General features: G+C 42.2%; 19 protein-coding genes and 1 pseudogene. 13 read left to right on the plus strand and 7 right to left on the minus strand.

What is annotated here, in order from left to right; genetic code table 11:
- Window positions 1-89 precede the first annotated feature (89 nt).
- The 3 genes from rnjA to def all read right to left on the minus strand — a co-directional run bounded on the left by rnjA (window position 90) and on the right by def (window position 3,093).
- Window positions 90-1,757, minus strand: a complete 1,668-nt coding sequence (rnjA, locus tag ACFQU8_RS00250) for a ribonuclease J1 (RefSeq protein ID WP_382357148.1) — start codon at window positions 1,755-1,757, stop codon at window positions 90-92.
- Window positions 1,758-1,760: 3 nt separating this feature from the next.
- Window positions 1,761-1,970: a DNA-dependent RNA polymerase subunit epsilon gene (locus tag ACFQU8_RS00255; protein ID WP_382357358.1), complete on the minus strand. Its 210-nt coding sequence runs from the start codon at window positions 1,968-1,970 to the stop codon at window positions 1,761-1,763.
- 571 nt (window positions 1,971-2,541) lie between these two features.
- The gene (def, locus tag ACFQU8_RS00260) at window positions 2,542-3,093 is read right to left on the minus strand and encodes a peptide deformylase (protein WP_382357149.1); all 552 of its coding nucleotides are present in this window, start codon (window positions 3,091-3,093) and stop codon (window positions 2,542-2,544) included.
- A gap of 300 nt (window positions 3,094-3,393) precedes the next feature.
- Between def and ACFQU8_RS00265 the strand changes: the two genes are divergently transcribed.
- The 6 genes from ACFQU8_RS00265 to ACFQU8_RS00290 all read left to right on the plus strand — a co-directional run bounded on the left by ACFQU8_RS00265 (window position 3,394) and on the right by ACFQU8_RS00290 (window position 10,021).
- Window positions 3,394-4,143 (plus strand): YkyA family protein, encoded by a 750-nt coding sequence (locus ACFQU8_RS00265; RefSeq protein ID WP_382357150.1) that lies wholly within the window; start codon window positions 3,394-3,396, stop codon window positions 4,141-4,143.
- 368 nt (window positions 4,144-4,511) lie between these two features.
- Window positions 4,512-5,594, plus strand: coding sequence for a pyruvate dehydrogenase (acetyl-transferring) E1 component subunit alpha (pdhA, locus tag ACFQU8_RS00270; RefSeq protein ID WP_382357151.1), 1,083 nt, complete (start codon window positions 4,512-4,514; stop codon window positions 5,592-5,594).
- A 3-nt stretch (window positions 5,595-5,597) separates the two neighbouring features.
- A complete protein-coding gene (locus ACFQU8_RS00275; protein ID WP_382357152.1) occupies window positions 5,598-6,575 on the plus strand; it encodes an alpha-ketoacid dehydrogenase subunit beta in 978 nt (325 codons plus the stop codon).
- Window positions 6,576-6,597: 22 nt separating this feature from the next.
- Window positions 6,598-7,857 (plus strand): dihydrolipoamide acetyltransferase family protein, encoded by a 1,260-nt coding sequence (locus ACFQU8_RS00280; protein ID WP_382357153.1) that lies wholly within the window; start codon window positions 6,598-6,600, stop codon window positions 7,855-7,857.
- Between the two features lie 3 nt (window positions 7,858-7,860).
- Window positions 7,861-9,267: a dihydrolipoyl dehydrogenase gene (lpdA, locus tag ACFQU8_RS00285; RefSeq protein WP_382357154.1), complete on the plus strand. Its 1,407-nt coding sequence runs from the start codon at window positions 7,861-7,863 to the stop codon at window positions 9,265-9,267.
- A gap of 484 nt (window positions 9,268-9,751) precedes the next feature.
- On the plus strand, window positions 9,752-10,021 hold the full coding sequence (locus tag ACFQU8_RS00290) for a UPF0223 family protein (protein WP_382357155.1): 270 nt from the start codon (window positions 9,752-9,754) through the stop codon (window positions 10,019-10,021).
- Window positions 10,022-10,230: 209 nt separating this feature from the next.
- Here ACFQU8_RS00290 and ACFQU8_RS00295 read toward each other — a convergent pair whose 3' ends face one another.
- Window positions 10,231-10,848: a YktB family protein gene (locus ACFQU8_RS00295; protein ID WP_382357156.1), complete on the minus strand. Its 618-nt coding sequence runs from the start codon at window positions 10,846-10,848 to the stop codon at window positions 10,231-10,233.
- Window positions 10,849-11,051: 203 nt separating this feature from the next.
- Here ACFQU8_RS00295 and ACFQU8_RS00300 point away from each other — a divergent pair, with 203 nt between their 5' ends.
- Together ACFQU8_RS00300 and ACFQU8_RS00305 are read left to right on the plus strand one after the other, a co-directional pair.
- On the plus strand, window positions 11,052-11,249 hold the full coding sequence (locus ACFQU8_RS00300) for a hypothetical protein (RefSeq protein WP_382357157.1): 198 nt from the start codon (window positions 11,052-11,054) through the stop codon (window positions 11,247-11,249).
- A gap of 209 nt (window positions 11,250-11,458) precedes the next feature.
- Complete coding sequence (locus ACFQU8_RS00305; protein ID WP_382357158.1) at window positions 11,459-12,268, plus strand: inositol monophosphatase family protein; 810 nt, start codon at window positions 11,459-11,461, stop codon at window positions 12,266-12,268.
- Window positions 12,269-12,281: 13 nt separating this feature from the next.
- Here the strand turns inward: ACFQU8_RS00305 and ACFQU8_RS00310 are convergent, their stop codons facing one another.
- Window positions 12,282-12,452, minus strand: a complete 171-nt coding sequence (locus tag ACFQU8_RS00310) for a DUF5325 family protein (RefSeq protein WP_382357159.1) — start codon at window positions 12,450-12,452, stop codon at window positions 12,282-12,284.
- 148 nt (window positions 12,453-12,600) lie between these two features.
- On the opposite strand from ACFQU8_RS00310, the gene ACFQU8_RS00315 reads away from it, so the two are divergent.
- On the plus strand, window positions 12,601-12,909 hold the full coding sequence (locus ACFQU8_RS00315; protein ID WP_382357160.1) for a YlaH-like family protein: 309 nt from the start codon (window positions 12,601-12,603) through the stop codon (window positions 12,907-12,909).
- Window positions 12,910-12,943: 34 nt separating this feature from the next.
- On the opposite strand, the gene ACFQU8_RS00320 is transcribed toward ACFQU8_RS00315, so the two are convergent.
- Window positions 12,944-13,150, minus strand: coding sequence for a YlaI family protein (locus tag ACFQU8_RS00320; protein WP_382357161.1), 207 nt, complete (start codon window positions 13,148-13,150; stop codon window positions 12,944-12,946).
- Between the two features lie 284 nt (window positions 13,151-13,434).
- On the opposite strand from ACFQU8_RS00320, the gene ACFQU8_RS00325 reads away from it, so the two are divergent.
- The 3 genes from ACFQU8_RS00325 (at window position 13,435) to pyc (ending at window position 18,474) form a co-directional block, all read left to right on the plus strand.
- Window positions 13,435-13,716, plus strand: coding sequence for a YlaN family protein (locus ACFQU8_RS00325; protein ID WP_382357359.1), 282 nt, complete (start codon window positions 13,435-13,437; stop codon window positions 13,714-13,716).
- Window positions 13,717-13,861: 145 nt separating this feature from the next.
- Window positions 13,862-15,064 carry a putative lipid II flippase FtsW gene (gene ftsW / locus ACFQU8_RS00330; RefSeq protein WP_382357162.1) on the plus strand — a complete coding sequence of 401 codons (1,203 nt, stop codon included), beginning with the start codon at window positions 13,862-13,864 and terminating at the stop codon, window positions 15,062-15,064.
- Entirely contained in the window at window positions 15,031-18,474 is a 3,444-nt protein-coding gene (gene pyc, locus ACFQU8_RS00335; RefSeq protein ID WP_382357163.1) for a pyruvate carboxylase, read from the plus strand. The genes ftsW and pyc overlap by 34 nt, the downstream gene beginning before the upstream one ends.
- Window positions 18,475-18,490: 16 nt before the next feature.
- On the opposite strand, the gene ACFQU8_RS00340 is transcribed toward pyc, so the two are convergent.
- Window positions 18,491-19,414: a COX15/CtaA family protein gene (locus ACFQU8_RS00340; protein WP_382357164.1), complete on the minus strand. Its 924-nt coding sequence runs from the start codon at window positions 19,412-19,414 to the stop codon at window positions 18,491-18,493.
- A gap of 631 nt (window positions 19,415-20,045) precedes the next feature.
- Between ACFQU8_RS00340 and cyoE the strand changes: the two are divergent.
- A pseudogene (gene cyoE / locus ACFQU8_RS00345) lies at window positions 20,046-20,737 on the plus strand (heme o synthase).
- Window positions 20,738-20,788: the final 51 nt, after the last annotated feature.

Genomic DNA, 20,788 nt, shown 5'->3' on the forward strand with positions numbered 1-20,788 from the left:
TGCAGCGTCAGCACGATAAAAAAGATGGCATGAAATTATTTCATGCCATCTTTTTAACTTAACACCAATGCGCGCCATGGTTATCGCTCTTAGACTTCCATAATAATAGGCAGAATCATTGGTCTGCGTTTTGTCTTTTTAAAGAGGAATGGTGCAATGGTATCGGTTATTTCGTTTTTGATTTCAGACCATTGACTTGTTTTACGTTCCATGACTTTGTCCAAGTGTTTGGCAACCAGTTTTTGAGCCTCTTTGATCAGATCCTCCGATTCTCGCATATACACAAAACCGCGAGAGATGATATCGGGACCTGAAGCAATTTTGAATTCCTTCATGTTGATGCTGACCACAATCATAACCAGGCCTTCTTCAGACAGAATGCGGCGGTCGCGCAGGACAATATTACCGATATCACCGATTCCGCTTCCATCAACATATATGGCGCCTGAGGGGATTTTTCCGGCAATTTTCGCATTATCATTGCCCAGAGCCAGGACATCACCGTTATCCATTATGAATGAATTTTCCTGTTTGACATCACATGCCTCACCAAGCTTCATGTGCTCCTTAAGCATCCGGTATTCACCATGAATTGGCATGAAATACTTTGGCTGCATTAGTCTGAGCATCAGCTTCTGTTCATCCTGGCTTCCATGACCGGATGTATGGATATTACTCAGTGGCCCGTGGATGACATCAGCACCTGCACGATAAAGTTTATTAATGGTGTTGCTTACGCTTACAGTGTTGCCTGGGATCGGCGACGATGAAAAAACAACCGTGTCACCGGGATTAATTTGGACTTGGCGGTGTGTGCCATTAGCAATTCTGGACAGAGCTGCCATTGTCTCGCCCTGTGACCCCGTGCACAGAATCGTTACTTTATTAGCTGGTAGACGATTAATCTGATTCGCTTCGACGAATGTATTATCGGGCGCTTCAATATAACCAAGCTCCTGGCCAATGCGGATAGACGATTCCATACTCCGGCCAAATACAACAATTTTCCGGTCATGCTTGACCGCTGCTTGAACGACCTGCTGCAGACGATAAATATTCGACGCGAATGTGGCAAAGATCAGCCGTCCGTCAACTTTGCTGAAAATATCGTGGATGTTTTGCCCAACAACGCGTTCGGACATTGTAAAACCTGGTACTTCACTGTTTGTACTGTCTGAAAGGAGGCAAAGCACGCCTTCTCTGCCGATTTCAGCCATTTTTGTCAGATTGGCAGGATCGCCTACAGGTGTGAAATCGAATTTGAAATCACCAGTATGGACAATATTGCCCGGAGGCGTTTTGACCACAATGCCATAGGAATCAGGAATACTGTGAGTCGTACGGAAAAAAGAAACGGATGTTTTACGGAATTTGATCACATCATCTTCTTGGATGGTGTTCAATTTGGTGTTGCGCAGTAAGCCATGTTCTTCAAGTTTGTTGCGAATTAAGCCGGCCGCAAGTTTTCCTGCATAAATGGGCACATTTATTTCACGCAAAAGGTATGGAATGCCTCCAATATGATCCTCATGCCCGTGTGTTATGAATAAACCTTTAATTTTGTCCTGGTTTTGCGTCAGGTAGGTATAATCCGGAATAACATAATCAATACCTAAAAGCTCGTCCTCAGGAAATTTAATTCCGGCATCAACCAGGATGATTTCGTCCTGAAATTGGATGCCATAAGTGTTTTTCCCGATTTCGCCGAGTCCGCCTAATGCAAAAACCGCCGCCTGATCATTTTTGACAAATTTCATGCCTTAGAGGTTCTCCAGTTTAAAATGATCAGATTTTTTCTCATAAGCTAAATGTGCTTCATCAAGACCCTGAATATACTCAATATTTGTATACTTGCCGGCTAATTTATGGCGTACTTCTGATTCAGATTCTGCATCAACGTATAAGGTTTCAGTACGTTCGCGTACAGGTATTTCATCTGGCATTTTTTGATAAAAAACTTTAAAAACCATTATTATCTCTCCTAACATAATTGTTCTTTTGTTAAATAGTGTGCATCCGTCATTCCTGAACTGTTCATTCTTTTTTCCGTTATACAGCAGCAGATGCTGCTTTTCTATTTTGTCTGCAGTATGGCGTGTTTCCTGATGAACAACTGCCAGTGACTGCATCACCGTCCTGATTCCGCTAGAGGTCACAGTAATTATTTTTCAGGCCGTAAGCTTTCAGTGCAGTGAGCACGCAGATGTCTCCGGGACATGTGTTTGATTCGAAGTTACGCGCTCTAAGCTCAAAAACTGTTTCCAGTGTTTTTCATTTTTTCTTTCGGTGGTTTTAAATAAATGCAATGTTTTCCACCCAGCGTGTAAGAAAAGCAATAAAAAACGTTCTGCCGATCCAATCCCTCTTAATTACACAGTATAATACGAATCGCTCTAATTTGAAATTAAAACAACGTCATTATTTAAAAAAGCATTAACATTTTCAGCGAATTGGTTCCCGTGATTGTCTTAAGGTTATATTTGCAAGTTTTATGTAAAACGATACAGGAACCTATTAAATACAGATCCCTGCAGATGAATCTCAGTCAATTGGTCTGGCATTGTTCGGAGTGGCAAATGGGTTTTCTGTATTAATATGATCATAAAACATGATGCCATGCAGATGATCGATTTCATGCTGCACGACAATCGCAGGATAGCCACGCAGCCGTAATTTAAGTTCTTTGCCATCGGTGCCGATCGCTTTAACTGTGACACGAGCACTGCGGGGCACATAACCTTCTACATCACGGTCAACCGAAAGACAGCCTTCTCCGTCCGTCAGGTAAGCCTGTTCAACCGAATGGCTGACAACTTTTGGATTAATGAGGCCATAACTGTAAAGTTTCTCTTTCGCATCTTCAAAGTGTACAGCACACATCCGTTTGTTCAGTCCCAGCTGTGGCGCAGCAAGTCCCACGCCTGGACGTAAATTATATTGCTCGGCTGTCTCTTCATCCTGGCTGTTTTTAAGAAACGTCAGCATGTCATTTAAGAGTTGTATATCTTCGTCAGATGGCGGAAGAGGAACATCCTCTGTTTTTTTAGACAGAGCTGGATTCCCTTCACGAACAATATCATCCATTGTAATCATTGGTCTAACACTCCCTAGCTGATTCTTTAGTGTTAATTAGAAACTAAAATGACACCTTACATTTTAGCAGCTCACTTTCCCGCTATCATGTCATCGAAATCGGTCATTAATTGTTTATATATTAGCACGTTACTATCCATTCCCCAGTCAATCTTTCATACTGCAATTTTAACATAATATAATGAAGTGTATGATAAAATTGCAGTATTTGAAAGGGAAAAGTTTCGAATTAAACCACTGCTTGAACATCATATGATATACTAAAAGACAAGTAAACTGGTCTGAGGGGAGAAATGTATTGTGTTATGGAAAAAGCCATTATTCATTGGTTTATTCGGTTTAATAATGCTGTCTGCCTGCAGCGGTACTGCACCATCTGAACAAATATACAATCATTTGGAGAAAGCAGTCGAACTGGAGCAGGATTTTGAAAAACAGCAGGATGACGTTGTTGAACTGGAACAGGAGGAGCAGGATATCTATCGAAAAGTCCGTGATTTGAGCATGGAGGATTTCGATAAAATCAAGAAACTGGCCGGACAGGCCCTAGATAATATTAACACCAGACAGGATAAAATTGACAATGAACAGGAAAGTATGAAGGCTTCCAAAGAGGAGTTTTCCAGCGTTAAAGACACACTTTCAGAGCTTGAGGACGATGCAGCCAGTGAGAAAGGCGAAGACATGTATGACGTCATGATGAATCGCTATGATGCGTACGATAAACTGCATGAATCTTACTCTAAGTCACTCAAAAAGGAACAAAAGTTGTATAAAATGCTTCAAAAAGAAGACTTGGAGCAGGAAGCGCTGACTAAACATATCAAAAAACTGAATGACAATTATGAGGCGGTTATTGACAAAAACAAAAAATTCAATAAGCTGACCGCTAAATATAACAAACGTAAAAAAGAATTTTACAGTGCCGCCGGAGTCAACGTTGAATATGACGAAGACGCAGGAAATGACAGCGAAGGCAGCGGTGATGATGAACAGCAGGATAAGCAAGATGATGAACAGCAGGATAAGCAAAAGGAATCAGATGATTAATTAATCATCTGATTTTTTTTCGAAAAAAGGCTATTGCAATTAATACAGCTTAGTATATTTATTATAACAGAACACCATAGAACAGGGGCTGTATTCGTGTTAACGGTGACATCCTCGTAACTATGATCAATGTTTAATTATGTTAATTGACGAAATAACTGTCGGTGGGCTATAATTAATACAGGATCATGAATTGTATCATTAATTTTTGTTTTTTAACTGCAACAGTTTTTCCGATGCGCGGACGTTATGATTACAAGCGGACAAAACCGGGAAACGTTAAAACAAATAGGTACTGTTTCATTCATAATTCAGAAAGGCTGGAAAAGACTATAAACAGTTAAACAGAAAGGAAGAGGTGAACGATCGTGAAAGACGTGCTTGAAAATATTGAAGATCAATTTGAAATGTTTCAAGTTCTTGATGAAAACGGCGAGATAGTGAATGAAGACTGGAAGCCCGATTTATCAGACGATGATCTAAAAGAACTGATGCGCCGTATGACTTATACACGTGTGCTGGATCAGCGTTCAATTGCGCTTAACCGCCAGGGACGGCTGGGTTTTTATGCACCGACAGCAGGCCAGGAGGCTTCGCAGTTAGCAAGTCACTTTGCCTTAACAAAAGAAGACTATTTACTGCCCGCATATCGTGATGTTCCACAGCTTATTTGGCAGGGCCTGCCGCTGTATCAGGCTTTTCTGTTCTCGAAAGGACACTATGCTGGCAACCAGATGCCTGAGGATGTTCATGCGTTAAGTCCGCAGATTATCATTGGTGCCCAATATACGCAGACAGCTGGTGTAGCGCTGGGACTTAAAAAACGCGGCAAACAGGCAGTCGCTGTTACATATACAGGTGACGGCGGAACATCCCAGGGTGATTTCTATGAAGGAATCAACTTCGCAGGGGCTTACAGTGCTCCAGCCATTTTCTTTGTACAGAATAACCAGTTTGCTATTTCGGTTCCAGTTAATATGCAGACAAACGCAAAAACACTGGCTCAAAAAGGTGTGGCAGCCGGTATTGCTAGTTTCAGGGTGGACGGCATGGATGTTTTTGCAGTCTATGCGGCTACGAAAAAAGCCCGTGAACGTGCTGTGAATGGTGAAGGACCAACGCTGATTGAAACGGAGACATACCGTTACGGTCCGCATACGATGGCCGGGGATGACCCGACACGTTATCGCACAGAGGATATGACAAACGAGTGGGAGAAGAAAGACCCGCTTATTCGTTTCCGCAAGTATTTAAATGACAAGGGCATATGGTCAGAAGATGAGGAAAATCAGGTTATTGAGAACGCTAAGGCTGATATCAAAAAGGCCATTAAAGAAGCAGATAATTATCCTAAACAGAAAGTAACCGATCTAATTGGTAATATGTTTGAGGAACTTCCACACAACCTGCAAGAGCAGATGGAAGAATACAAAGAAAAGGAGTCGAAGTAAACCATGGCACAAAAAACAATGATCCAGGCTATTACGGACGCCATGCATCATGAATTAAAAGATGATGACAATGTGCTTCTCTTAGGTGAAGATATTGGCCAAAATGGCGGCGTATTCCGTGCTACAGAAGGACTGCAGGATGAATTCGGCGAAGACCGTGTTTTTGATACACCGCTTGCCGAATCTGGTATCGGCAGTCTTTCACTGGGACTATCGCTGCAAGGCTTCCGGCCGGTTGCTGAGATACAGTTCATTGGCTTTATTCTTGAAGCGATGGATGCGCTGAATGGTCAGACGGCACGTATGCGTTACCGTTCAGGAGGCACTAAATCGGCACCGGTTACAATACGCACGCCATTTGGAGGCGGCGTTCATACGCCAGAATTGCACGCGGATTCCCTGGAAGGCCTGATTGCACAGCAGCCTGGCTTCAGAGTGGTTATACCCTCAACGCCATATGACGCGAAAGGTTTGTTGATTTCTTCTATACGTAATAATGATCCCGTATTTTTCATGGAACATATGAAACTTTACCGGTCATTCCGTGAAGAAATTCCAGACGAAACTTATACGGTAGATCTTGATAAGGCAGACATTAAACGGGAAGGCAAGGATGTTACACTTATTGCCTATGGTGCTATGGTTCACACAGCCCTGAAGGCAGCAGATGAACTGAAAAATAATAATATTGAAGCAGAAGTGGTTGATCTGCGGACGATTTCACCGCTCGATACAGAGACAATTGTTGAGTCCGTTAAGAAAACCAATCATGCTGTTGTGATTCAGGAAGCACAGCGCCAGGCAGGTGTTGCTGCAAATGTTGTATCAGAAATACAGGAGCGGGCTATCCTCCACTTAGAAGCCCCTGTTATGCGTGTGACAGCACCAGATACAGTTTATCCATTTTCACAGGCAGAAGAAATATGGCTGCCATCATATGAAGATGTCATCCAAAAAGTAAATGATGTTATCAACTTTTAACGAATGATTGGAGGTCACTGCAATGGCATTTAATTTTAAATTACCGGATATTGGTGAAGGGATTAACGAAGGCGAAATAGCTAAATGGTTTTTTAAAGAGGGCGACGAGGTTCAAGAAGACGATGTGCTTTGTGAAGTCCAAAATGATAAAGCTGTTGTCGAAATTCCGTCCCCGGTTGATGGAACCGTAACCAAAATTCATGTGGGTGAGGGTGAGGTAGCCGTTGTTGGCAACACGCTTATCTCATTTGATGCAGAAGGTTATGAGGATGACGATGAAGAGGAATCAGAGGCATCGGAAGAATCCGCTCAATCAGCCGACGATAAACAAACAGATGATACGGCAGCTGAAAAGCAGCCGGCTGAAACGGCATCATCCCTTGATGATAAACGCGTTATTGCTATGCCGTCTGTCCGGAAATATGCACGTGATAATGACGTTAGCATTCAAGAAGTGCAAGGTTCCGGAAGAAATAGCCGTATTCTAAAAGAAGATATTGATCAATACTTAAGCGGCAGTCAGCCTGCTGCTGAAACAGATGAACAACAGCCGAAAGCAGCAGAACCAGCTAAAGCTGAGTATCCGGAAACGCGGGAGAAAATGACCAGCATGCGGAAGTCAATTGCTAATGCTATGGTCAATTCCAAGAGCAAAGCACCTCACGTGACACTCATGGATGAGGTTGATGTAACTGAACTCGTTGCACACCGTAAGAAATTCAAAGAGATTGCAGCAGAACAGGAAATCAAACTGACTTATCTGCCATATGTCGCCAAAGCATTAATTTCGGCTTCGAAAAAATATCCGATCCTGAATGCTTCGGTTGATGACGACACGAATGAAATTGTTTATAAACATTATTACAATATCGGTATCGCTGCTGATACGGATCGAGGTTTGCTTGTTCCAGTTGTTAAAGATGCCGACCGCAAATCACTGTTTGCTATATCGCAGGAAGTTAACGAGTTGGCAGATAAAGCCCGCAGTGGTAAACTGGCACCTGATGAAATGAAAGGGGCTTCCAATACAATTACTAATATCGGTTCAGCTGGAGGTCAATGGTTTACACCAGTGTTAAATTACCCTGAAGCCGTTATTCTGGGTCTCGGCCGCATCCAGGAAAAACCGATTGTACGTGATGGTGAGATTGTCGTTGCTCCGGTACTGGCAATATCCTTGAGTTTTGACCACCGGATTGTTGATGGTGCAACCGGTCAAATGTCATTGAATCAAATTAAACGGCTGCTGAATGATCCACAATTAATTATGATGGAGGCTTAAGTTATGGTTGTAGGAGATTTTCCAATTGAAACGGACACACTAGTAGTGGGCGCAGGACCTGGCGGCTATGTGGCTGCTATTCGCGCTGCACAGTCGGGTCAGAACGTGACGATTGTAGAAAAAGGTGATTTGGGCGGTGTTTGCCTGAATGTTGGCTGCATTCCATCTAAAGCACTGATCGAAGCCGGCCATAAGGCACAGGCTGCCGGCGGAAATGAAGATATGGGGATCACGACCGAGAATGTTTCAGTTGACTTTTCCAAGGTCCAGGAATGGAAAGGCACTGTCGTTAATAAATTAACCTCAGGTGTGGAAAGTCTGCTGAAAGGCAACAAAGTAGATATTGTCAAAGGTGAGGTGTACTTTGTTGATGAACATTCTGTCAGAATAATGGATGAAAAGAATTCCCAGACATATACTTTTAATAACTGTATTGTTGCAACGGGATCGACACCAATCGAAATACCGAATTTCAAGTTCTCCAATCGCGTGCTTGATTCCACCGGAGCCTTGGGTCTGCAGGAAATTCCGGAAAAAATGGTTATTGTCGGCGGTGGCTATATCGGAATAGAGCTTGGTTCAGCCTACGCCAACTTTGGTACAGAGGTAACGATTCTCGAAGGAACAGAAGAGATCCTTCCCGCATTTGAGAAGCAGCTTAAACAACCTGTCCAAAAAGGTTTAAAAAGTAAAAATGTTAATATTGTTACCGGAGCAATGGCAAAAAGTGCTGAAGAAACAGATGAAGGTGTTAAAGTAACCTATAGCGTCAATGACAAAGAAGAAACGATTGATGCTGATTATGTACTTGTCACGGTTGGACGTAAACCAAATACAGAAGAAATAGGTTTAGAACATGCTGGTGTTGAGGTGAGTGACAAAGGCCTTGTTAAAGCGGATAAACAGCGCCGCACCAATGTATCTAACATCTTTGCTATTGGCGATATAGTCGATGGCTTGCCGCTTGCCCACAAAGCTATGTATGAAGGGAAAGTAGCAGCTGAAGTTATCAGCGGTGCAAAATCAGAAGTCGATTATCTAGCAATGCCTTCTGTTGTCTTCTCCGATCCGGAACTTGCAAGTGTCGGTTACAACGAACAGGACGCGAAAGATGCCGGCTTCGATGTGAAAGCATCCAAATTTCCATTTGGTGCCAATGGCCGTGCCTTGTCCTTGAATGAGACAGACGGTTTCATGAAGCTGATTACGCGAAAAGAGGATGGTCTGGTTATTGGTGCGCAGGTTGTTGGTCCAAATGCCAGTGACGTTATTGCAGAAATCGGCTTGGCTATTGAAGCGGGCATGACAGCTGAAGATATTGCTCTAACGATTCATGCTCATCCAACACTTGGCGAAGTAACGATGGAAGCAGCTGACGTCGCATTGGGTACACCGATTCATACGATGTAAGTCAATCTGCGGTGAAAAGTGAGGACTGCACAGGTGATGCAGCCCTCATTTTTTTCATAGTCTTTATGTATAGGTTCAAGGAGTTGGACTGGTTAGGTGAATAGGATTTAAAACAGATGCAATATGATGGTGATTAAATATAAAAACCCAGGATGCTGATGTGCACCCTGGTTTTTTGTGCTTAGGACTTTCGCGGTTTTCCATCTTTCCGGTTCCCGTTTTTCTTGTTTGAATGTTTTAACAACGAAATGACCGGACTTTGCTTTCATCTTCATTTGTCGCTGCACTCTAAGCGTAAGAGTGAGAACGAGCAGTCCTCAGCCTGTCTCTCATACAAAGGGTGTATTCGCCAGAAAAACTTTAAGCATGATATGATAAAGGCGTGGCATTGGAAAGGAAAGAAATCAACCATAGCCACTCAGATGCAAATGCAACGAAATATCTGCTGCTGGATAAGCAGTTATAAGTGAGGTGACTGACAGCAATGGATTATCATTACCCATTGGATGACAGCTGGTCAACGCAGGAAGTGATCGATGTGGTCCATTTCTTTTCCTGCGTCGAAAAGGCTTATGAACAAAATGTTAACCGGGAGGAACTGCTGGCCGCCTACCAGAAATTCAAACAGGTTGTCCCGGGTAAGAGTGAGGAAAAAACGTATTTTCGGGAATTTGAACGGGCATCAGGCTACGCCAGTTTTCCAGTTGTTAAGGAAGCGCGGAACAGCGAAACAAAAACCATTAAAATGTCCTAAGACAGGATGAACGTGTTTCACTAAACAAAAATCCGGCTGGAAATAGTATACGTCCTAGCCGTGAACGGCTGGTCAATCTTCGCAACGCTGTGGACTGCGGAGGTTCATCAATGCCGTTCCTTCAAGGGTCTCTTGTTGTATTTCCTTCACTTCCAGTATTTAATATCATATCTCATTAAAATTGATAAGGTTTGTTATGTCTCAGTCTTCTATACCATTGATAGCTGATACAGCGGAAGAAGCGTTTTAAATGTTGTTTTCACGTCGTATAAAAAGGCTTGTTCATCTTTTAAAACAGGGGCATCCGGCTGATAGTGCTTTCCAATGAGAAACTCAGCTTTTTTCACATCCCGAAATCGGCTAAAAGCTTGTTCTAAATCAATGTCTGCAAGTTTTTTTGCATCCTTTTTTGTATGATCAAGCGAAATGACATAATCATCCGGGACAGACTGACGAATATCGTCAATGTGGTTTAAGAATGATTCAGCCATTTTTTGTTTATCTGGAAGCTCATAAATATAGGCAAGCCAAACAAATAAATGGTCATCCCACAAACCGATTTGAAAATGCGGGTGTTTTTTATAACCGCGTTTATCATGACAAAAGGCCATCCATGTATCATTTGGCGGATTTTTAGTTCTCCGTGCATGCCGGGCAATATGAACGTACATGTCCTGGCCGGTTATGTCTGCTATGTCCCGGTCAAGTTCTTCACCAATACGTTGGAATTTCGGCTGGATGTTTGAGCGTATTGCTTCCATACGTTCTTCCAGACCATCTATCTCAAACGTTTGAAAGTCTTGGCTTGTAAATTCAGCAAGCACCATGCTACTCATCCTTTCTGCAATCCAATCCATTCAAGTAGTATTATTAAGCAAAAACAAAATTCAGTCAAGTTATAACAGCTGTATTTCCCATATACTGTCCATATAGATAATCGCGTTTTTATGCTGAGAATGGATGGTTTAGGAACGTCTTGCCAGCTTAAAGCATATAAATAATTTAAGTTATTTGAAAGGTTGTGGATGACATGAAATATGTCATAGAGGATCTTCAAAAGCAAACAAATCGGGAAGACCTGCCTGTCCTTCGACTGGAAATTGATTATGAACTCATGACTCTGTACGATGCTATCCAGGCAAAAGAACGCGTTCAAATTAGTCGATCCAAAGAAAAACTGAAACATTTGCGTTTGCAGCTGCTGGCATTCAGCGATGATGACGCATGAGGCAGCGCAGATAGTCAGAATCTAAACGTTTGAATGATGTGTTGTGTTCTGAAGGAAAACCTGTAACAAAAGGGGCCCCACATTTACATATGCCTGTATTCCCTGAATCGCTGACTTATAGCGTTTATAGTCAGGGATGAATCAGTGAGCATGCTTCTCAGTCATTTATTTGGTATGATGGGCTTAAATCAATGACTGGAGGCTTGCAGATGAATTGGGATGATCGCGAAACAATCTATCAACAGGCAAAGGGATGGGTGCTTGAAGCAGGAAAGGAGATCCGGGACAATATTAGCGATCCGCTGACAGTCACAACCAAATCGAACCCCAATGATCTGGTGACGACAATGGACAGTGATACGGAATATTTTTTCATGACGCGTATAAAAGAAACATTTCCTGATCATCGCATTATCAGCGAAGAAGGCTACGGTGATGAAGTGAGCGCACTTGATGGCACTGTCTGGATTATCGACCCGATCGATGGGACCATGAACTTCGTGCATCAGAAACGGAATTTTGCTATATCAGTTGGCATCTACCATGATGGTATTGGTGAAATCGGCTTAATTTATGATGTGATGGCTGATGTCCTCTACAGTGCTAAAAAAGGGGAAGGGGCATATAGAAATGAGAAGGGGCTCCTGCCTTTAAACAAACATAAGCATTTTAAGGAAGCGATTTTAAGTCTGAATCATTTCTGGCTATGTGAGAATCGACTTGTTAATGAAACAGTCATGCAGAATTTAGTTAAAACTGTCAGAGGGACAAGAACATATGGGTCGGCCGCACTGGAATTTGCAGCGGTTGCAGAAGGGATTATGGATGGCTATATGACGATGGAATTAGCCCCCTGGGATATTGCAGCGGGTATTATTATTGTCGATGAAGTAGGCGGGAACACAATGAATGCTTTTGGCGATTCGGTTAATCTATTGCAGAAAGGATCCGTTTTAACTTGCAACCCGGCGATTCAGGAGAATATTGTCGAGGATTATATAAAAAAAGGGAGAAAGTGACGGTTCAGAAACATCACTTTCTCCTGCGTTTAAGCGTTATGCCAAATCCCATAAAGGCACAGCCAAGTAAGATAAACAGTAAAATAAGCCATATATTGCGGAAAGCAATTGCGATACCGACAAGGACAAACATTAAAATGACAAGTGTGGCCAGAAGCAGCATTGGAATGTTAATATTTTTCATTTAGACACCTCATTTTCCGTAGTCCAGTATACACGAATGAGCGATCAGAAGCAAAGATGACGATTTTAACTGGCGACCAAGCTGATTTTTTAGTATACTAAGTAAGATAGACTATTGAGTTTCACGGCTCAATTAATGGGGGGTAGGAATGGGTACAAGTTATAGTCTGGTATATGAATTCGTTATAGAACACTTGGATAGTCTTAATGCTTTTTGGACGTTTTACATAGCTAATCTGATTTTTGCTGCAGTTGCTTATAAACTCGGATTTGCAAAAGAATTGCCTGTTTTAAAGTCTGTTATGGTTTATATACTGCTCATGTTAGGAACACTTATCTTGAACTTTTTCAGTTTGACAGGCTATCCGATTACAGATAGCTTGATTATTATTTGTGCTGTTCTGGGTATTTATCGTCTACGGTTATACAGAGAGAGGAAATCGAAGCAGGTATCATAAAAAAACTCCCTGATTGGGGAGTTTTGGCTATATGTTAGATGAGATCTTTTTTCTTCCTGCTGTTGTCGCTATATAACCGGAAATTTCCGGTCGCATATCTTTCTTTTGTTTTATTAGTGATCCGCTCATAACATTCTGGACATAAATACATATTAACCTGGCGATTGCGCAGACGTTTAGCTTTCAGTGAGTCATCTTCCAAATCGTTTACGGTGTCGCATAAAATGCATTGTGCTTTCATTGTCTGTCACCTCTCAATAGGTTCCTGTTATTACTTTAACACAGGCGGAAGACTTGTGACATCCAGGTAAACAAATATCGGATCACTTTAATCTCTTAAACGTTATTTATTCAATAAATCCGGGATGAGTAATACAAGGGTATGCTCACTGCCCAGTTGATAGGATAAAGAAAGATCGTTCATTTTAAAAAAACACCATCTCTATTTAAAATTTCATTTGCATTTTCGCAGGACAAACGGTATTATTAAGTTAAAACAGTCTTTTTAATGGGGGGATAGTATTGATTCGAGAGGTGACAGAAACACATCGCGACAAAGCCTATGCACTTCTGAAAGCAGATGCCGCCCAAATTCACCAGCTGATTGAAGTACAGATTGAAAACCTGACAATGCCGCAGTGTCCTCTATATGAAGAGGTGCTGGATACACAGATGTTTGGTCTTTCACGGGAAATTGACTTCGCTGTGCGGCTGAACTTGATTGATGAGAATGAAGGTAAAGCACTTATGGAAAATTTGGAAAGAGAGCTTAATAAATTGCACGAGGCAGCACAAAATACCGTGTAATGATGAAGCAGTGCTGTAAAAACTTTGCCTGATCAGACGGTGGCAAGGTTTTTTTATTTAAGTACGTGTGCACAATATGCAAGCGAATGACGCAATCATCATATAAAACAAGCTGTTGCTATCAAATATCTTGGGGAGAAATCGGATGTTAAAGAAAGTCAAAGATTATGATTTCACATTAATGATAACGCCTGTCGTTTTAGCAGCATTCGGAATTATCATGATCTACAGTGCGAGTATGGTTTTGGCAGTAGAACAAGAACATGAAAGCACTTTTTATTTAGTCAGACAGAGCCAATGGTTTGTTTTGGCGGTAGCCGTGTTCATCTTGACCAGTGCTATTCCGTACAGGTATTATCAGAGGCTGACTAAAATGATTATGATTCTTGTTCTGATCCTGCTCGCAGCAGTGCTGATATTTGGCATTACGATTAATAATGCCAAATCCTGGTTTGACTTTGGACCTCTCAGTCTGCAGCCTGCTGAATTTGCCAAGTTGGGGCTGATTATATATCTTGCTTCTGTTTATTCCAAAAAACAGGCCTATATAAATGAGTTTAACAGAGGCGTGTTACCGCCGTTGATTTTGATTGCTATTATCACAGGCTTAGTTATCCAGCAGCCTGATATTGGCACAGCTGTTATTATACTATTGATTGCTGGATCGATGATGTTCAGTTCTGGTATCCGGTTCAAACATTTGTCGATTCTTATAATGGTTGGGCTTATTTTGGTTGCTGCAGCCATCCCCAGTATGGCAACTGATGAGCGAATCAGCCGATTTGCTGGTGCTTATCAGCCGTTTGAGGATCCAGGTGATGATGGCTACCATTTGGTCCAATCCTATCTGGCTATTGGCAATGGCGGCCTGACAGGTGAAGGACTCGGGCAAAGCGTTCAGAAACTGGGATACTTACTGGAGCCTCATACGGATTTTATTATGGCGCTTATCGCTGAGGAATTAGGGTTCATCGGAGTGGTGATTGTGCTCGGACTGCTCGCCGCTATTGTTCTGCGAGGGCTGTTCATAGCGAGGAAGTGTACTGACACTTTTGGAGCTTTACTGGCAATCGGCATTTCTTCAATGGTAGGATTTCAGGCGTTTATTAATCTTGGCTCCATCAGTGGTATTCTGCCAATCACAGGTATCCCGCTGCCGTTTGTCAGTTACGGCGGCTCGTCACTATTGGTAATGATGGCATCAATGGGGATATTGAACAATATCGCCAAATCTGTAAGACGGAATGAGCAGGCCCCTGCGCCTGGCAATGAGAAAGAGGACGAAAAACAATACTCTAATAAAGGAGGAAGAACATGGCAAAGGGAAAACAGATCAATAAGGTTCTAGTGGCTAACCGTGGAGAGATCGCTATACGGGTGTTTCGGGCCTGTACCGAACTGGATATTCGGACAGTTGCGGTCTATTCAAAGGAGGATATCGGCTCCTATCATCGTTATAAAGCTGATGAGGCGTATTTAGTTGGTGAGGAAAAGAAGCCGATCGACGCCTATCTGGACATTGAAGGGATCATTGAGCTTGCCAAGAAGGTAGGAGTTGATGCCATTCATCCAGGTTACGGATTTTTGTCAGAAAATATTGAATTCGCCCAGCGATGCGAAGAAGAAGGCATTATTTTCATTGGCCCGACGAGTGAGCATTTAAATATGTTTGGTGATAAAGTTAAAGCACGGACGCAAGCACTAAACGCCGGACTCTCTGTTATTCCGGGGAGTGACGCTCCAGTTTCATCGCTCGATGAGGTGCGTGATTTCGGCAGGAAATATGGTTATCCGATCATGATTAAAGCGTTGCTGGGAGGCGGTGGACGCGGTATGCGGGTCATCCGCCATGAAGATTCGCTTGCGGAGGCATATGAACGGGCAAGATCAGAAGCGCGTGCTGCTTTTGGCAGTGATGAGATTTACGTTGAGAGATTGATTGAGAATCCCAAACATATTGAAGTGCAGGTGATTGGTGATCAACACGGGAATATTGTGCATTTATTTGAGCGGGATTGTTCGGTTCAGCGCCGGCACCAAAAAGTTGTTGAAGTAGCACCGAGCGTCTCTCTTCCGGAAAACCTGCGTCATGATATTGCACAAGATGCTGTTAAGCTCATGACAAATGTTGCTTATCTTAATGCAGGTACAGTTGAATTTTTAGTAGCGGATGATACGTATTATTTTATTGAAGTTAACCCTCGTGTTCAGGTTGAGCACACCATCACGGAAATGGTTACGGGCATTGATATTGTTCAGACACAAATAAAAATAGCTTCCGGGAAACATATACATGATACTTCTATCGAAATCCCACATCAGGAAAACATTACCACACATGGCTATGCTATACAGTCACGCGTTACGACAGAAGACCCGCTCAACAATTTCATGCCAGACACCGGGAAAATTATGGCCTACCGTACAGGTGGCGGATTTGGGGTACGGCTTGATGCGGGTGACGGCTTTCAGGGGTCGGTAATTTCTCCCCATTATGACTCATTACTCGTGAAAGTATCCACTTGGGCTCTCTCGTTTAAGCAAGCTGCTCAAAAAATGGTCAGAAATTTAAAGGAATTCCGCATTCGCGGGATCAAAACCAATATTCCTTTTTTAGAAAATGTCATCTCTCATGAACAATTTCTGACGGGTGAATACAACACAACATTCATTGACCAGACACCGGAATTATTTGTTTTCCCAAGACGAAAAGACCGTGGGACGAAAATGTTAACGTATATTGCTGAGACAACTGTGAATGGGTTTGAAGGCATACCGGATAAGAAAAAGCCATTATTGACACCGCCGCCTGTACCGGCGATTAATCATGATGCAGCTATGCCGGAAGGGACAAAGCAGCTATTGGATCAGTATGGCCCTGATGGTCTCGCGTCTTGGCTAAAGGGACAAAAGAAAGTGAAATTGACAGACACGACATTTCGTGATGCTCATCAATCACTTCTGGCGACAAGGATCAGAACAAAAGATTTAACACAGATTGCAGAGCCAACGGCACGTATGCTGCCTGAATTATTTTCTGTTGAAATGTGGGGAGGTGCCACATTTGATGTGGCTTACCGCTTTCTTAAAGAAGATCCGTGGCAGCGTCTATTAACATTGCGGGAAAAAATGCCGAATGTTCTATTGCAAATGCTGCTGAGGGCAAGTAATGCCGTTGGCTACAAAAATTATCCCGATAATCTCATTCATGAATTTGTGGAGAAAAGTTCTGATGCCGGAATCGACGTTTTTCGCATTTTCGACAGCTTGAATTGGCTTGAGGGTATGACACCGGCTATTCAGTCCGTCAGAGAAAATGACAAAATAGCTGAAGCCTCGATGTGCTATACAGCTGATATTTTGGATACTGGACGCCGCAAATACGATCTTGACTATTATAAACATCTGGCTAAAGAGCTTGAACATGCAGGCGCGCATATCCTGGGTATTAAGGATATGGCTGGATTATTAAAACCGGAGGCAGCTTATCAGCTTGTTAATACATTGAAGAATACGGTCGATCTGCCTATTCATTTGCATACCCACGATACAAGCGGCAATGGTATTTATACGTATGCACGTGCCATTGATGCGGGTGTTGATGCCGTTGATGTGGCCAATGCGCCAATGGCTGGACTGACATCTCAGCCGAGTGCCCAATCGTTATATCATGCACTTGATGGAACAACTAAACAGCCAGACATTGATCTTGATTCACTTGAAACATTATCCCATTACTGGGAAGGTGTCCGGACGCATTATCAGGATTTTGAAAGCGGCTTAAAAGCCCCGCATACAGAAGTTTATTTTCATGAAATGCCTGGCGGGCAATACAGTAACCTGAAACAGCAGGCCAGGGCAGTTGGTCTTGAAGATCGCTGGAACGAGGTTAAAAAAATGTTCCGGCGTGTTAATGATATGTTCGGCGATATTATTAAAGTGACGCCGTCTTCCAAAATAGTGGGGGATATGGCTTTATTCATGGTGCAAAATAATCTGACCGAAGATGATATTTATGAACAGGGTGAATCAATTGATTTTCCTGAGTCGGTTATCGAATTTTTTCAGGGCTATATTGGACAGCCGTATCAGGGATTTCCCAAAGAGCTGCAGCGTATCATTCTAAAAGGAAGAGAGCCTATTAACGATCGTCCAGGTGCCTTGCTTGATCCGATTGACTTTAAGCAGGAACGTGATGCGTTATTCAAAACATTGGATCGGCAGGTTACTGAATTTGATTTGGTATCCAATGCACTCTATCCTAAAGTGTTTATGGATTATAATAAATTCCAGGAAAAATACGGTGATGTTTCTGTACTTGATACGCTGACATTTTTTTATGGGATGGAACTGGATGAGGAAATCGAAGTGGAAATTGAGCAGGGAAAAACATTGTTTGTGAAACTTGTCTCGATTTCCGAGCCGCGCTCAGATGGCACTCGAGTTATCTATTTTGAATTGAATGGCCAACCAAGACAGGTGATCATTAAAGATGAAAATGTTCAATCAAAGGTTGCTGTACGGCCTCAGGCTGATGACAGCAATGAGAAACAGATAGGTGCTACAATGCCTGGAACTGTTGTTAAAGTGGTTTGCGACAAAGGCGACGAAGTACAGAAAGGCGACCATTTGCTGATAAACGAGGCTATGAAGATGGAAACAACCGTTCAGGCACCATTCTCCGGTGTGATCAAGGACATTTATGTCAGTGACGGGGATGCTATAGCCGTTAATGACTTACTGATTGAATTTGAATAGAAAAAAGGCAGCGGTTTTAGCCGTTGCCTTTTTCGTGTTTGGCACTTCTTGTTGAGAGGATTATAAAGTAACAAAGCATGGCGAAATAGACAGAGATGACAAATGAATGCACTAAGGAAACGACCAGGTTTATATTGGTGAAAATATTCATGGCACCAAAAAACACTTGCAATATAATCAAAGATGCCGTCACAATCCATCCGTAATTCATAATGCGATGTGACCGGTACTGTCTGATCATGCGGACAGCAAAAACAATTGTCCATATAAACAGGATACCTGCAGCGGTTCTGTGGCCCATTTGTATCCATTGGTAGAAATTGTAATCGCCAAACGCCAGCGGATTCTGATTGTTGCAGAACGGCCAGCTGCCGCATACCATACTCGCTTGAACATGCCGTACTAATGCCCCGGTATAGACAACGGCGATTGTATATATAGTTAGCAAGTAAAGTTCAACTCTGTGTTTTTTCTGAATGATTAATGTCTTAGCATCGAATTTTGTGTCGATTTCAAAGATCAAAAGCATCAGAAGAAATACAGCTGTAAAGGATATGAGTGAAATCCCAAAATGTGTTGCCATTACAAAGTCGGATTGATTCCAGATAACAGCTGCCGCACCGAGAAGAGCTTGCAAAACAAGGAAAAACGACGACATAAATGAAAGGAACTTAACTTCTCGTATATGGCCAAGATAAATCCATGACAGGATAGATAATGCCAATACAACAAATCCCATAATACCGGAAATGAAACGGTGAGCAAGCTCAATAATAAGTTTCGGAGTAATATCAGAAGGAAGCAGTTGTCCTTCACAGAGCGGCCAGCTGCTGCCACAGCCCATACCTGAGTCGGTCTTGGTAACAAGTGATCCGCCGATTAGAACAAACATCATTCCCAATGACGCAATGATTGAAAGCCACTTTAATATTTTAACCATAAGTTTGCCTCACTTTACATAATATGAACAAGTCTTATTACATCATAATATGTGATCCTTATAGGGACAACTGAAATTTATGTGACGGTTGTCATTTTAGTGTGATATCTTCCATTTTGACACGATTTTGTCTGTTTTATGACAGAAATTTAGAAGAAAGTTGCAATGTTGACTGTTGTTTGCTATAAATAATATAGGCAGAATTTGCCTGAACTACATAGTTAGCTGGTTGAATTGTTCAAGGCTGTTCAAGCCTTTCGTTTTAAGTGCGCCATTTTTTCACAAATTCGTCATAATCAATCAGTTGTGTGAAATGTCTAATAGATCGCAACGGCATTTCATGATATAATATGGTTGGTTTGGAGGATAATTTTGGGATGATCAGGCATAATAAAGAATGCACATAGCCAAAATGTTTATGGTGATTAGTTTGAAAAGGGGGGGATGATTATTAATGAATAACGATAAAACGGTTTCTTTATCAGACAAGAAGCCCGTTATGTGGCAACAAAATCCCGCAGCATTCTTATCAGAGTTTAAAGCTCTGACAAAGACTGGTATTGTCATCTCGAATTTAATCACAGCAATCGTCGGTTTCTGGCTGGCCAGTTACATTACAAATGTTTCTTTTATGGCAAACTGGCCTGTTTTGGTGCTGACAATGGCTGGGAGTGCATTCGTCATTGCTGGTGGGTATATGCTAAATAACTGGTATGACGCTGATATTGATCCCGTTATGTCCCGGACAAAAACACGTTCCACAGTTACAGGCAGTATTTCGCTCAATTATGTTCTCTGGTTGGGAATTTCAGCAAGTGTCCTGGGACTGGTGCTTCTTTTGTTTACAACTGAAATGGCTGCTTTGATAGCTTTTGCTGGCTGGTTTGTATACGTGTTTTTGTATACCATGTGGTCCAAACGCAGGTACACGCTTAACACTATTATCGGTTGTGTCTCAGGTGCTGTTCCGCCATTGATCGGCTGGGGCGCTGTTGATCCTGGCCTGGATATAATAGCCTTTGTATTATTTCTTATTATGTTTATTTGGCAGACACCGCATTTTTTAGCATTAGCCATGAAAAAACGAAGGACTACAAGACTGCGTCTATACCAATGCTGCCCGCTGTACACGATTTTGCCATAACCAAACGGCAAATTATGGTATATATTACCTGTTTATTGCCGCTCCCATTTTTAATGGGCTTTTTGGGCCCTGCATTTATAATAATCGCGACTGTTCTTAATATCGGGTGGCTGGCATTAGGATTCAGTGGATTTTTTACAAAAAATGATTTGAAGTGGGCTAATAAAATATTTGTTTAGTCATTAAACTATTTAGTGGTCCTGTGTTTATTAATGGTTGTCGTTACTATG

The organism is Lentibacillus kimchii, from assembly GCF_042666895.1.
Classification (GTDB): Bacteria; Bacillota; Bacilli; order Bacillales; family Amphibacillaceae; genus Lentibacillus; species Lentibacillus kimchii.

Bases quoted from the DNA above. Each gene is read 5' to 3' on its own strand.
- rnjA (WP_382357148.1), bottom strand. From the start codon at position 1,757: ATGAAATTTGTCAAAAATGATCAGGCGGCGGTTTTTGCATTAGGCGGA.
- ACFQU8_RS00255 (WP_382357358.1), bottom strand. From the start codon at position 1,970: ATGGTTTTTAAAGTTTTTTATCAAAAAATGCCAGATGAAATACCTGTA.
- def (WP_382357149.1), bottom strand. From the start codon at position 3,093: ATGATTACAATGGATGATATTGTTCGTGAAGGGAATCCAGCTCTGTCT.
- ACFQU8_RS00275 (WP_382357152.1), top strand. From the start codon at position 5,598: ATGGCACAAAAAACAATGATCCAGGCTATTACGGACGCCATGCATCAT.
- ACFQU8_RS00280 (WP_382357153.1), top strand. From the start codon at position 6,598: ATGGCATTTAATTTTAAATTACCGGATATTGGTGAAGGGATTAACGAA.
- lpdA (WP_382357154.1), top strand. From the start codon at position 7,861: ATGGTTGTAGGAGATTTTCCAATTGAAACGGACACACTAGTAGTGGGC.
- ACFQU8_RS00290 (WP_382357155.1), top strand. From the start codon at position 9,752: ATGGATTATCATTACCCATTGGATGACAGCTGGTCAACGCAGGAAGTG.
- ACFQU8_RS00295 (WP_382357156.1), bottom strand. From the start codon at position 10,848: ATGGTGCTTGCTGAATTTACAAGCCAAGACTTTCAAACGTTTGAGATA.
- ACFQU8_RS00300 (WP_382357157.1), top strand. From the start codon at position 11,052: ATGAAATATGTCATAGAGGATCTTCAAAAGCAAACAAATCGGGAAGAC.
- ACFQU8_RS00305 (WP_382357158.1), top strand. From the start codon at position 11,459: ATGAATTGGGATGATCGCGAAACAATCTATCAACAGGCAAAGGGATGG.
- ACFQU8_RS00310 (WP_382357159.1), bottom strand. From the start codon at position 12,452: ATGAAAAATATTAACATTCCAATGCTGCTTCTGGCCACACTTGTCATT.
- ACFQU8_RS00315 (WP_382357160.1), top strand. From the start codon at position 12,601: ATGGGTACAAGTTATAGTCTGGTATATGAATTCGTTATAGAACACTTG.
- ACFQU8_RS00320 (WP_382357161.1), bottom strand. From the start codon at position 13,150: ATGAAAGCACAATGCATTTTATGCGACACCGTAAACGATTTGGAAGAT.
- ftsW (WP_382357162.1), top strand. From the start codon at position 13,862: ATGTTAAAGAAAGTCAAAGATTATGATTTCACATTAATGATAACGCCT.
- pyc (WP_382357163.1), top strand. From the start codon at position 15,031: ATGGCAAAGGGAAAACAGATCAATAAGGTTCTAGTGGCTAACCGTGGA.
- ACFQU8_RS00340 (WP_382357164.1), bottom strand. From the start codon at position 19,414: ATGGTTAAAATATTAAAGTGGCTTTCAATCATTGCGTCATTGGGAATG.